This is a genomic window from Pseudoalteromonas sp. AS84, assembly GCF_038900255.1.
Classification (GTDB): Bacteria; Pseudomonadota; Gammaproteobacteria; order Enterobacterales; family Alteromonadaceae; genus Pseudoalteromonas.
Genome location: NZ_JBBMQY010000001.1, coordinates 237772 through 251238, shown reverse-complemented (window position 1 = coordinate 251238; position 13467 = coordinate 237772). Strand labels below are relative to the sequence as shown.

11 protein-coding genes are annotated in these 13467 nt (G+C 38.9%); 10 read left to right on the top strand and 1 reads right to left on the bottom strand.

Annotation, left to right across the window (positions count from 1 at the left end; translation table 11 throughout):
* Positions 1 to 8 precede the first annotated feature (8 nt).
* Positions 9 to 1037: a zinc-binding dehydrogenase gene (locus WNY79_RS01075; protein ID WP_165722564.1), complete on the top strand. Its 1029-nt coding sequence runs from the start codon at positions 9 to 11 to the stop codon at positions 1035 to 1037.
* Between the two features lie 350 nt (positions 1038 to 1387).
* Positions 1388 to 3643 carry an acyl-CoA dehydrogenase gene (locus WNY79_RS01070; protein ID WP_342874855.1) on the top strand — a complete coding sequence of 752 codons (2256 nt, stop codon included), beginning with the start codon at positions 1388 to 1390 and terminating at the stop codon, positions 3641 to 3643.
* A 182-nt stretch (positions 3644 to 3825) separates the two neighbouring features.
* Here the strand turns inward: WNY79_RS01070 and WNY79_RS01065 are convergent, their stop codons facing one another.
* Positions 3826 to 4794, bottom strand: coding sequence for an integron integrase (locus tag WNY79_RS01065; protein ID WP_342874854.1), 969 nt, complete (start codon positions 4792 to 4794; stop codon positions 3826 to 3828).
* 234 nt (positions 4795 to 5028) lie between these two features.
* Here WNY79_RS01065 and WNY79_RS01060 point away from each other — a divergent pair, with 234 nt between their 5' ends.
* From WNY79_RS01060 to WNY79_RS01025, 8 genes are all read left to right on the top strand, one after another.
* Positions 5029 to 5394 (top strand): hypothetical protein, encoded by a 366-nt coding sequence (locus tag WNY79_RS01060; protein ID WP_342874853.1) that lies wholly within the window; start codon positions 5029 to 5031, stop codon positions 5392 to 5394.
* Positions 5395 to 5509: 115 nt separating this feature from the next.
* A complete protein-coding gene (locus WNY79_RS01055) occupies positions 5510 to 5974 on the top strand; it encodes a hypothetical protein (RefSeq protein WP_335679285.1) in 465 nt (154 codons plus the stop codon).
* Positions 5975 to 6100: 126 nt separating this feature from the next.
* Entirely contained in the window at positions 6101 to 6934 is an 834-nt protein-coding gene (locus tag WNY79_RS01050; protein ID WP_342874852.1) for a DUF6694 family lipoprotein, read from the top strand.
* A gap of 445 nt (positions 6935 to 7379) precedes the next feature.
* Positions 7380 to 8336, top strand: a complete 957-nt coding sequence (locus WNY79_RS01045) for a phosphotransferase (protein ID WP_342874851.1) — start codon at positions 7380 to 7382, stop codon at positions 8334 to 8336.
* Positions 8337 to 8482: 146 nt separating this feature from the next.
* Complete coding sequence (gene upp, locus WNY79_RS01040) at positions 8483 to 9112, top strand: uracil phosphoribosyltransferase (protein WP_024591723.1); 630 nt, start codon at positions 8483 to 8485, stop codon at positions 9110 to 9112.
* Positions 9113 to 9121: 9 nt separating this feature from the next.
* Positions 9122 to 10360, top strand: coding sequence for a uracil-xanthine permease family protein (locus WNY79_RS01035; protein ID WP_007580880.1), 1239 nt, complete (start codon positions 9122 to 9124; stop codon positions 10358 to 10360).
* A gap of 144 nt (positions 10361 to 10504) precedes the next feature.
* Positions 10505 to 12250, top strand: coding sequence for an HAD-IIB family hydrolase (locus tag WNY79_RS01030; RefSeq protein WP_342874850.1), 1746 nt, complete (start codon positions 10505 to 10507; stop codon positions 12248 to 12250).
* A complete protein-coding gene (locus WNY79_RS01025) occupies positions 12243 to 13463 on the top strand; it encodes a glycosyl transferase (RefSeq protein WP_002958673.1) in 1221 nt (406 codons plus the stop codon). The genes WNY79_RS01030 and WNY79_RS01025 overlap by 8 nt, the downstream gene beginning before the upstream one ends.
* The last annotated feature ends 4 nt before the right edge of the window (positions 13464 to 13467 follow it).

Genomic DNA, 13467 nt, shown 5'->3' with positions numbered 1-13467 from the left:
TTATATTGATGCCAAATACTGAAAATTTACATGAATACATTATCCCGCAAACAATGCGCGCTATTGTACTGCCAGAACCAAATGAAGCAATTGACTTAGCGGATGCTGAGCTGCCTGTTCCTATTTGTGCAGATAACGAGCTGCTTGTAAAAGTAGAGTACGTTGGTTTAAATCCAGTTGATGGTCAATTTGCTAAAACAGGCTTTTGTAAATGGCAGTATCCACACATTTTAGGCTTAGATGCCGTAGGTGTTGTGGTTAAAGCTAATAAAGGTGTGTTTCCAAATGTTGGCCAGCGCGTTATGTGGCATGCCAACATTGGTGAGCAAGGTGCTTTGAGCGAGTACACCAAAGTACCTAACTTTGCAGTGTCGGTTGTGCCAAGCGGTTTAAATCCGGCCATTGCAGCAACACTTCCATGCGCCGGTATGGCAGCACTTATTAGCTTAGATAAAATAGGCATTAGTGAAGGCGATACTATTTTTATTGAAGGCGGAGCCGGAGCGGTAGGGCAGTTTGCTATTCAATATGCAAAACAGCGTGGTGCAGACGTATTTACCACAGCATCAAAGCGTAACCATAAATTGGTTAAGCAGCTAGGTGCTGATGTGGTTTTTGACTATAGCGATAAAAAGCTATGCGAAAAAATCCGCAGAGAACTTGGCCCGCAAGGCTTTGATGCGGTTATTGATACGATAGGTGGTGAGTGTACTCAGCGTAATATTGAGTTAATGCGTTTTTGCGGACGTATTGCCTGCTTAAATCCGCTACCTTGTTTTGATCAAGACTTAATGTATCACCGAGCGCCCAATATTAGCGTTGTATCGATTGGTGGTGCATGGCTTGCTAATAGTTTATGTGCACAACAACGTTTGAGTTTTATGGGTAACCTGTTACTTGAAGGAGCTGTTAGTGGCGACATTAAACACCCAGAAATAACGCCCGTAGATTTTAGTGCAGAGTCAGTATCGCAAGCGCTAAATAAACAACTTGCTGGTGGTTTTACCGGCAAGCAAGTTGTTAAAGTTGCTAAGTAAAGCGCTTATACAATTTGATTTAAATTTAAGTAGTTTTAGCTAGTTTTAGCTAAATTAATTGCTTATGTAGCCTCTACAAATTGAATAAAAACGCAGCCTATTTGTGCTGCGTTTTTTTATGCCTTTAAAAAATGTAAGCGTATTGGCTAACATTTAATCTTTTTATTACTTGATCATGCAAAATTTATTTATTTCAGCGTACAACTGTAAGCCTTTGTGTTTCAACAGTTTACGTTCAGGTAAAGAAAATAAATTGAAAAAACTGTTAATTAATTGAATAGAGTAATTGATCTAAACGATTTTTTATGACGTAATGTAGGTATTATTTAGCTGGTCGGATGAGTTCAATCATGAGTTTACGTACAAAACTAAAAAAAGTATTACCAAGTATTTCTATCACAGAACAAGAAGCGCTAGACGCGGGTGATGTATGGCTTGAAGGTTCTATCTACCAAGGTAAGCCTGATTTCAGTGCACTTCGCGACGTACCTGCTGCTAAATTAAGCGCAGACGAGCAAGCATTCTTAGACGGTCCAGTAAAAGAACTACTGGGCATGATTGACGATTCAGTGATTCAAAACGGCATTCATTTACCAAATGACATCTTAGAATTTTTGAAAAAAGAGCGTTTTTTCTCGCTTATCATTCCTAAGTCGTTTGGTGGTTTAGAGTTTAGCCCTTATGCAAACTCTACTATTGTTGGCACAATTGCGACTAAAAGCTCAGCAGTTGCGGTAACCGTAATGGTTCCTAACTCGTTAGGCCCAGGTGAGTTATTACTTCACTTTGGTACGCAAGAACAACAAGCACATTACTTACCACGCCTAGCAAATGGTACAGACATTCCATGTTTTGCATTAACAAGCCCAGAAGCGGGTTCTGATGCAGGTGGCATTCCAGACATTGGTACAGTAACTAAAGGCATGTACAACGGCGAAGAAGTGCTTGGCCTTGAAATCACATGGGACAAACGCTACATAACGCTTGCACCTATTGCTACTGTACTTGGCTTAGCCTTTAAAGTAATGGACCCTGATGGTTTATTAGGTGGCAAAGAAAGCTTAGGTATTACCTGTGCGCTTATTCCAAAAGAGCACCCAGGTGTAGAGCTTGGTAATCGTCACGACCCAATGGGTATTCGTTTTTACAACGGTACTACACGTGGTAACAAAGTATTTGTACCAATGGACTTTGTTATTGGCGGGCAAAAAAATATCGGCCGTGGTTGGCAAATGCTGGTTAGCTGTTTAGGTGCTGGCCGTGGTATTTCATTACCTGCGCTAGGTGTTAGTACAGCACAAGTTGCATTTAAATCAGCATCTGAATACGCAGCAGTGCGTGAACAGTTTGGTTTAGCCATTGGCCAGTTTGAAGGTATTCAAGAAAAACTAGCTGACATTGCAGGTAAAACATATCTACAAGAAGCAATGCGCGTACTTACAACTGAAGGTTTAGGCATGGGCTTAAAACCATCAGTAGTAACTGCAATCGCTAAATACCACATGACAGAGCTTGGTCGCGACGTGCTTGATTCAGCAATGGATATTCAAGCGGGTAAAGCGATTCAAAACGGTCCACAAAATACATTAGCAAGTGGTTATGTTGCTCAGCCGATTGCCATTACGGTAGAAGGCGCGAACATTCTTACTCGTAACCTAATGATATTTGGCCAAGGTGTTATGCGTTGTCATCCATATTTACAATCTATGGTTGAGTCAATTCACAGCGAAGACAAAGGTGCAGATAAAGAATTTAACGGTATTTTACGTAAAACAATTGGTTACAGCACAGCAAACAGTTTACGTGCTTTCCGCTTAGGTGTTTTACCATTTACAGCAAGTGCTAATTCTGAATTACCAGAAGTACGTGACTACGAAAAAGCAGTACATAAATTATCTGCAAAACTTGCAGTGTACGCAGATTTTTCGTTACTTGTACTTGGCGGTAAGTTAAAACAAGCAGAAATGCTATCGGCACGTTTAGGCGATGTAATGAGCTTCTTATATGCAGCTATGGCATCAATTAAATACTACGAGCAAAAAGTATCAAGTAGTGACCGTGAGCAAGCAGCTCCGTATTTCCATTACGCGACTCGTTTTGCACTACAAAGTGCTGAAGAAGCATTGCATAAGTTTTTAGATAACTTCCCTGCAAGTGGTACACGTAAGTTTATTCGTTTCATTACAATGAACTACTCAACTAAAATGCCAAAAATTAGCGACGATTTAATCCGCGAACTAGCTAAGCAAGCTCAGCTAGATACCGCATTTAAAGCGCAAATCACGCATTTAGTTAAACCAGTAGTGGGCGATGGCCATCATATTAATGAGCAAGCTTACAAAGCTAAAATGGCATCACTTAGCGAGCTGGCTAAAGTTAAAAAAGCACTACGTGCTAAAGTAATTAAACCAGGTATACGCTTTAACATCACGCTTGATAACGCACTAGCGGCAAACGTAATCACGCAAGCTGAACACGTTCAGTTAATTGATTACAACATCAAACGTGAAAAAGCGATTCGTGTAGATGAGTTCGACTTTGATATGAACATACTAGACGATAACGCACAGCCGATTAATCCGCTTAAAAGCGTAGTTAATCAATAAAATTAAATTCAATGATGCAAAGCGCCCGCAGTACCGGCGCTTTTATTCTTGAAAAGTATTAGTGTGGAGCCCCGCTTGTGTAAAAACAAGCGGGGCTTTTTTATGTGTTTTTTAAAGTAGAGATAGATAGCGGTGTTGGTCTTAAAGCGAATATGTATGTGTAGAGGATTAAAAAGAGACGCTTATAATCTTGAAAAAGGGCTAATAACCCCGTTAGCGCTTTGCTGCAATACATGAGTATAAATTTGTGTGGTTTTAACATCAGAATGGCCAAGCTGAGCTTGAACAGTTCTTATATCGGCGCCATTTTGCAGTAGATGAGTAGCAAAAGAGTGTCTTAATGTATGAGGTGTTATTATTTTTGTTAACCCTGATTTTTGGACGGCTTTTTTAACCTCTTTTCTAATACAAGAGTGATGAAAATGATGTCGTCTTATTTCACCACTTTGAGGATCTGAACTTAATATATGAGAAGGAAATAAATACTGCCACGCAAGCGATTTTGCGGCACTTGGATATTTTTTTGTTAAAGCATATGGCATCCATACGCCAGAATATTCCGTATTATTTAAATCCAGTTTTAAATAGTCATCAACGTTCAAAATTTGATTTCTCAGCATAGGAATTAGCTCTGTGGCCAGCGTAACAATGCGGTGTTTATTACCTTTTCCATTCCATACTTGAATGCATTTATAATCAAAATCAATATCTTTCACCCTTAATTGCACCGCTTCCATTACTCTTAAACCACTTCCAAACATAAGGGCTGCAATTAAATAATAGCGCTTATTTAAATGAGCCATCAACATTTTAACTTCCTCTGGGGTCATCACGACAGGGAGCTTTGCTTGTTTTTTACTACGGGCAAAATTTAAATTTAATGAAAGTTCGTTTTTTATTATATGTTTGTATAAAAATGACAATGAATTGAGTGCAGTGGCTTGCGTACGTGGTGCAACGTTTTGCTTTAACACTAAATGTTCTAAGTAGCACTCGACTTCATTGTCTCCCATTGAGGCGGGATGGCGTTTATTATGAAAATGGATATAAGATGCAATCCATCTTAGGTAGGTATCGATGGTGCGTAATGAATACTGACGTACCAACATATAATCGGCTATATAATTTAAAAATGGAGAGCGTGTTTTCATATTACCACCAATAATATAGCTGTATTTATATACAGTATAGTTGCACTGCTCCCATATTCAAGAAAATGAGCGACGAGCGCATTTTGTCTTTTATTGAGAGTTTGTGTGCTAGTAAAAAATTATATATAGCAATGTGTTAAGTTATTTGGTAAAAATGATTTATTGAATACATGAGCGTGACATTGGCAGATATATGCGCGATGAGCGCACTATAAAATTGTTAGGTAACTACGGATGGTTAATCTGTTGAATTCCGATTTGAGAGTCAGGGATTTAAGAAAATTAGTTGAACCTCACTTACATGAAGTTAGCTGGGATCGTGGCGTTGACGAAACAAGCGAGTGGGTTATTGCATCTCTCGAAGACTGCGAACATAAAAATAAATTAGTTAATTGGCTTAACTGCAAAAATGTATCGGACTCTTTTGAAATAATTATCACTGATAAAACTTGGTCAAATTTAAGGTATTTAAGTTGGTCTCAATTATTATCGGATTTACCAACTTACTTCGACCAAGAAAATATTCTGATTGTTGCATCAGATCGTACATGGGTAATGGAATACGCTCCACAGCAAATAATAAGATTTGGTCAGTGGTAAAAGTTACCTAACAAGCTAATTAATAAGGACAAAAAACAGTTGGCTGTTTTCGTTCCTCAACATTTTAGCCAACAATTTTTTGCCCATTATTAGGGCGTTATGTATTACTTGAAATATGGATGTATCTAAAAAACTTCAGCAATTAAATGCTGACCCTAAAAAGCAGAAGCAGATAAAAAAATACTTGTTAGCTTGCTGTCAAAAATTGATAAAGTATCGCAGGAGCGGCAACCTTGAAAAAGGTATTATGTTAGCTAAGCAATATAATTCAGGGTTTATCTCATGGAAGAAGTTTCATGATATTGAGTATGTTTTGGAAGGCGAGGCTTTTCGAATTGATTTTTATACCAATGAACCATACTTTGGCGGACTTACAGTTGATTTAAATGACCTTGCAGATCTAAAAATGGTCCGAGCAAGCAAAGCTTTGAAAGCTAAAAAGGCTAATGAATATCTTGTCGAATTAACTTACTTTGTAAATACAGTTTTTAGTTATTGTTCGCACCCGAATAACAGCTTACCGTCGGCCAAAGAGTCAAAGTTTCTTTGTCCGCTGCTGTTTAAAAGGCATTTTAGCTAACAGTATGTAATACATAGCAAAGTAATTAAACCAAGGACACAAAACAGCAGGCTGTGCTCCTTCGTCGCTAAGTTTAGCCTGCTATTTTGTGCCGTTTATTACGGCGTTAGATGAAAAGGAGAAACAATGAAACATTGGAGTTTGTTGCTAGTAGGTATGTCGCTTCTAGTGGGTTGTGGAGAGAAAAAAGTAGATTCAACAACAGATGAATCCTTAAAAACCTCAATTACCTCAATTAAAGAGTCCTTAACCGAAGAGAAAAAAGTAGAATTTGAGAAAGCTGTTAAGGTACTAGCGTTCTCTGATGTTGGAAACATATTTAAAGCCGCTGCCAACGCAGACGGAATTAAAAGTAAAATGAAAGAGAAGCTAAATGGTAAAACTGCTGACCAAATCATTTCTGAAAGCAATGACATCATAGCAGCAAGAAAGATCAAAGAAAGAGAACAAGCCACAAAAGAAATTGAAGAAATAAAGACTGACATATTGGCTTTAGAAAAGAAAAAGTCAGATGCTCAAAATGCTAAAGAAAGCTTAAATAAATTTTCTGTTATTAGATCTAGATTTTACTATCAGAAAGCTTCATACCGTGATGAGGCAGTTATTGAACTTACCGTTAAAAACAACACTAAACATGCTATATCACGTGCTTACTTCGATGGTGTTTTAGTTTCACAAGGTCGTTCTGTACCTTGGGTCTCAGAATCATTTAACTACTCTATAGCCGGTGGTCTTGAGCCGGATGAAGAAGTTACTTGGAAGCTTACACCAAATAGGTTTGGTGCATGGGGTAAAGCCCCTAAAGATCGAGATGATATGGTTTTAACTGTATCTGTTAGGCGAATTGATGGAGCTGACGAAAAGGCCATTTTTGATTATTCTATTTCTAAATATGATGAAAAGAAACTTACAAAATTAAACAAGCGCCTTGAAAAGCTTAATGCTCTTCTGAAGTCGTAGTTTTCATCTAACAACACGCCCTGAGGTGGACAGCAAGCGCTAAAGCTCACTTTCCACCGCAAATTTTAACAGCGGTGATCCCTTACTTTTCAATGCAGTTAAGTAAGTTGATTCATCTTAGGGCGTATGTGTTTCCCAGCAGCTAAATAGGATTCGTATCCACTTAAATGCCAATGATCTGATGATGGTATTATGGGGCTTTCCTTTGCCTTCTTGCTGCCGATAATATGCTTTAGCCCAAAATGAATAACGTACAGATAATCCTGTCCATTCCACAAATGTTTGCCTTAAAAATTTAGTGCATGAGTACTGTAGTGGCATAGTGATTTTGGCCACTATTTACATACAAACTTATATAAAACCAAGTGGGGGTTTTTTATGCCTTAGTTTTATTAAAAACGCCCACTAATGTTAAACTACAAAAAATTAATTACTTATTATAGCTATGGCATTTTACATTCCTTTATTACAACCTCACTTTAAGCGCATTGAAATTGGCGATACGCTTACATCACTTTGGAGTGGGTGTGGCAGCATTGTGCAGTGCCAGCTTAATGATGAGCTATGTGTTATTAAAGCTATTAAAATACCCAGTTATATACACCATCCTAAAATTAAACAAAGCGAATTTGCACTTAAAAGAAAGCAGTATTCCTATAGTGTTGAATACACTTTTTATAAGCTTTATAGCCAGCACTTACCAAAACATGCGCAAAGTATTAAATGTATAAGCGCAATTAATAAAGATGATGAATACGCATTGGTGTTTAAAAACTTCATCAAACATGGGTTTACTCAAGCAGGGTCACAACATGTTAAAGCTATATTAAAGTGGCTTGCACACTTTCATGCGTTTAACTTAAGTAAACCCGCTGATGGGTTATGGCAGCAAGGCAATTACTGGCATTTAAGCACGCGCCCAGATGAGTTTAATAAATTAAAAACAACGGATGATAAAAAGTCCGATATTAAAAATGCTGCACATAAAATAGATGAGCAACTACAAAGTTGTGCGTACAAAACGCTGATTCATGGCGATGCAAAACTTGCTAACTTTGCAACAAATGAGAGTGGTAAAATACTCGGTTATGATTTTCAGTATATAGGTGCCGGTAGCGGGATAATTGATGTAATGTATTTTATGACCAGTTGCTTAAGTGATGCACAATTACACGAGTGCGCTGATGAGTACCTTGTGTATTATTTTGACAATTTAAAGGCTGCTATTACAGCTTATCACCCTTGGGCACCAGCAGGTAAAATAGCTGACGATTGGCTCGCTTTATGGCCTGCTGCATGGGCTGACTTTTATCGATTTTTAGCTGGGTGGAGCCCCGAGCATCAAAAAATAAATAGTTATATGCAACAGCAAGTAAACAGCTGGTTAGCGGGTAACATTTAATAAACAGGTTTTGCTAATCTCTTGCATAAATATCAAGCAAAACAATGCATTTTGGCACGATGTATGAAAATCTCTTTAAAACTAAAGGTCAAATGACCTTTTTTAATATAAAATACTGCAAATTCTTGTATCAGTAGGTTTATATCATGGCAATTCACGTTATTTCTCACCCTCTTGTTCAACATAAACTAGGCCTAATGCGAGCGCATGGTATTAGTACTAAAAGCTTTCGTGAATTATGTTCTGAAGTTGGAACCTTATTAACTTATGAAGCAACTAAAAACCTACAGTTAGAAGATAACGAAATTACAGGCTGGGATGGCAATAAATTAAAAGTAGAGCACATTAAAGGTAAAAAAATTACCGTAGTGCCTATTTTGCGTGCTGGTCTTGGCATGATGGACGGTGTTATGCAGTTATTACCAGCCGCTAAAGTAAGTGTTGTTGGTCTTGAACGTAACGAAGAAACACTAGAACCAGTACCATATTTTGAAAAGCTAGTAGGTAATATTGATGAACGCCTAAGCTTAGTTATTGACCCTATGCTTGCAACGGGTGGCTCAATGATTGCCACAATCGATATGCTTAAAAAAGCAGGCTGTAAAGAAATCAAAGTAATTGTACTTGTTGCAGCACCAGAAGGTGTTGAGAGAACACTTGCCGCTCATCCAGATGTAGAAATATTTACAGCCTCAGTAGATAGCCACTTAAACGAAAAGGGCTATATTATCCCTGGTTTAGGCGATGCGGGCGACAAAATATTCGGTACTGTTTAGGAGTCTTAAGTGCAAAATAATGACACCTTTTCAATAAAAACTATTTTAACGGGCGCGCAAATGCTGTTTGTAGCATTTGGTGCGCTGGTATTAGTGCCACTTTTAACTGGCCTTGATCCTAATGTTGCGCTTTTTACCGCAGGCATAGGTACTTTGCTGTTTCAGGTAGTGACTAAAGGCCAAGTGCCTATATTTTTAGCTTCATCGTTTGCTTTTATTGCTCCTATTATTGCCGCTGTGCAAATGTGGGGCGTGCCGGCCACCATGGGCGGCTTAATGGTTGCGGGTTTTGCTTATATGCTTTTAAGCTTATTAGTAAAATTTAAAGGCGTTGCAACGCTTCATAAAATTTTACCGCCTGTGGTTGTAGGCCCAGTAATTATGGTTATTGGTTTAGCGCTTGCACCTGTTGCTGTAAATATGGCGATGGGTAAAAGTGGCGACGGCAGTATTCAAATTATTGATTACACCAGCGCTATTTATATTTCGTTGTTCTCGTTAGTGGTTACGCTTATTTTTGCAGTGTGGGGAAAAGGCGTATTTAAGCTTATACCTATATTAGCAGGGGTTGTAGCGGGTTATTGTTTATCGCTCGGTATGGGCGTTGTGCAATTTGACGCAGTGACTAACGCACAGTGGTTTGCTGTACCAAACTTCACATGGCCTGAGTTTAAATGGCAGGCTATTTTGTTTATGGTGCCTGTAGCAATAGCACCTGCAATTGAGCATATTGGCGATATGATGGCTATTAGCCAAGTAACCAATAAAGACTTTTTGAAAAAGCCTGGGCTTCACCGTACTTTGTTTGGTGATGGCCTTGCGACTTCTGCGGCATCATTATTTGGTGGCCCGCCTAACACTACATACTCAGAAGTTACGGGCGCTGTAATGCTTACCAAAAACTTCAATCCTAAAGTAATGATGTGGACAGCTGTTATTGCCATTATTTTAGCGTTTGTAGCTAAAATGGGATCTGGTTTGCAAACTATTCCTGTGCCAGTAATGGGCGGTATTATGATTCTACTTTTTGGCTCTATTGCTGTAGTGGGTTTAAATACACTGGTTAAGTCGGGCGATGATTTAACCGCACCACGTAATTTAAGTATTGTTGCACTAATTTTGGTGTGCGGTATTGGTGGTATGCATATTGGTGGCAGCCAATTTAGTTTAGAGGGCGTAAGCCTTTGCGCTATTTTAGGAATAGTACTTAACTTAGTATTACCAAAAGCAGAGCCTGAAAAAGTTTAATTTTGCACATTAGCTAAATAGATTGCACCATAATAGCGCATTTATAATGCGCTATTTTTTTAACCTACTAATAAATATATAAAAATAATAATGGTCTAGTATCTGCATTTAACTCCCAGACGCATTGTATGCAAAGGAGTAACTATGTCAGAGGCCAATATTGTGGATATCACCCCGTTTTTAGCAAAGCACCAACTGCCTTTAAAGTATCAATATTTGAGTGAGCAATATTTTGTTCCACTTGCGCATGACATCCTCGAATCTAAAAAAACAAATACTCCTATTTTTGTTGCCATAAATGGATGCCAAGGCTCAGGAAAAACAACGCTCGCCGACTTTTTAGTTACGTGGTTTTCTAAAAACACCCCGCTTAACAGTGTTGCATTGTCGATTGATGACTTTTATCTAGCAAAACAAGTACGTACTGAGCTTGCCAAAGATGTACATCCTCTTTTTACTACTCGCGGAGTACCAGGTACTCACGACGTAGCATTAATGAATAGCACAATAACTAACTTACTGGCAGGAGAGGTAAACGTACCGCTTCCACGGTTTAATAAACACGAAGACGACTGCGTACCAGCAAGTGATTGGCTAACAAATGAAAAGCCGGTTGATATTGTTATTTTAGAAGGGTGGTGCGTGGGCAGTGAGCCACAACCGCTGTTTTCATTGAGTGAGCCGCTTAACGAGTTAGAGCAACAGTTTGATAAAGAAGGCGTTTGGCGCCGCTGTGTAAATAGCTGTTTAGCAAACGAATACAAAGCCGTTTTTAACCTAATTGATTATACCGTTATGCTAAAAGCACCGAGTTTTAGTGATGTTTTTACATGGCGACAAGAGCAAGAGCAAAAGCTAATAACCAAAAAAGGTGAAGGCTCAGGCACCATGACTAACGAGCAATTGGTGTATTTTATTTCTCACTTTGAGCGCATTACGCGTGAGAACTTAAACACACTGAGCGCTAAAGCAAATGCGTTAATTGAACTTGATAGCAACCGCGATATTAGCGGTATGCACCTAACAAGTGACGACACCCTCCAGCCAATTATTTTTACAGATTTGGATGGCACATTGCTCGATCATGCTGATTATAATACAAATAATATCAGTGAGTTATTACAGCAGCTGCAAAATGCGCATATTCCGGTGGTGTTTAATACCAGTAAAACTTTTTGCGAAGTCATTGAGCTTAAAAATGATTTAAATATTCAACAGCCTTTTATTGTAGAGAACGGCGCAGCAGTATTTATTCCAGAAAACTATTTTGAATTAAAGCCTATTGGTTGTAAAAAAGTAGGCGCTTACTGGTGTTATGCGATGGCAAAGCCATTATCGAGTTTATTACAGGATTTAAATACCTTAAATGCCGATTACAAAGCGCATTACAAATTGTTTAGCGACTTATCGAGTGAGCAAATATCAGAGCTTACCGGGCTAGACGATGCGCAAGCAAGACGTGCACAAACACGCGATTATTCAGACCCTCTTTATTGGTATGGCAACGACGAATTACTCACCGCCTTTGTAAATGATGTAGAAGCACTCGGTTACGATATAAAAATTGGTGGGCGCTTCATTCATATTGCTAAAAATACCGATAAAAGCGCTGCACAGCAGTGGTTAGTTAAACAGTTTACCCATCATTTCAGAAAGCCTCTCACGGTCATTGCACTTGGTGATAGCGATAACGATAAGCAAATGTTAGAGCATGCAAATATCGCCATTATTATCGCCAACCCGGCGAGTAAAAAGCCGGTTAAATTGTCGCACAACAAAGCACGATACTCTCAATCGCCAGCACCGCTGGGCTGGATTGAAGAAATAACATCGTTGCCGTGCATTAGCAGTATTTTAAGTATTTCTGAGGAGCAAAAGTCTCATGGCTGATTTTTATCAAAATGGCATTATTACTACATTACATAACATTGCCGACAGACCAATTGAAGATCTAGAAAAAGAGCTACTTACTTTTAGTAAGCAGCGCCCAATGGGATTAATACTTCCTTCGTTATTTAGTGAGCTTGAAGGCCCTGCGCTGCAAAATATAGTTAGTGAGTTGCGTGAAGTACCTTATTTATCACAAATCACTATAGGCTTAGATAGAGCCGACGAAGCACAGTACCGCCATGCACTTGGCTTTTTTAAAGAGCTAAACCAAAACCACAAAGTATTATGGAACGATGGCCCACGCTTACAAGCACTCGATAAAGAATTACAAGAGCTAGGGGTTGCACCTCGCGAGCTTGGTAAAGGCCGTAATGTTTGGTATTGCATGGGCTATAAATTAGCAACAGCAGAAGTAGAGTCTATCGCGCTGCATGATTGCGATATTTTAACCTACGACAGAAGCTTACTTGCGCGTTTAATTTACCCTGTTGCGCATCCGCGTTTTAACTATGAATTTTGTAAAGGGTTTTACCCACGTACTGCTAATGGCAAAATTAATGGGCGTGTATCGCGCTTATTAGTAACGCCGTTGCTTCGCTCGTTTAAAACAATTTTAGGTAATACAGACTACCTTGAATACATGGATTCGTTTAGATACCCATTAGCAGGGGAGTTTTCGTTTAGACGCGATGTATTAAATGATATTCGCATTCCAAGTGACTGGGGCCTTGAAATTGGCGTTCTGAGCGAAATGTATCGTAACTACTCACATAACCGCTTGTGCCAAGTAGATATTGCCGATAACTATGATCATAAGCACCAAGAGCTTTCACTTGATGACCAAAGCGCAGGCTTGTCTAAAATGTCGATTGATATTACCAAGGCATTATTTAGAAAGCTGGCTACACAAGGCGTTACTTTTACCAGCGAAACAATTCGTTCATTAAAAGCGACTTACTACCGTATCGGTCTAGATTTTATTGAAACCTATCACAACGATGCGTTAATGAACGGGCTAACGCTTGATGTACACCAAGAAGAAAAAGCAGTAGAAATGTTTGCGCAAAATATTATGGAAGCAGGGCAACACTTTTTAGAAAACCCAATGGAAGCGCCATTTGTGCCAAGTTGGAACCGTGTTGTATCAGCAATGCCAGACGTACTTGAGCGCTTAAAAGAAGCCGTAGAGCTAGATAACGAAGAATATAGTTAACCTG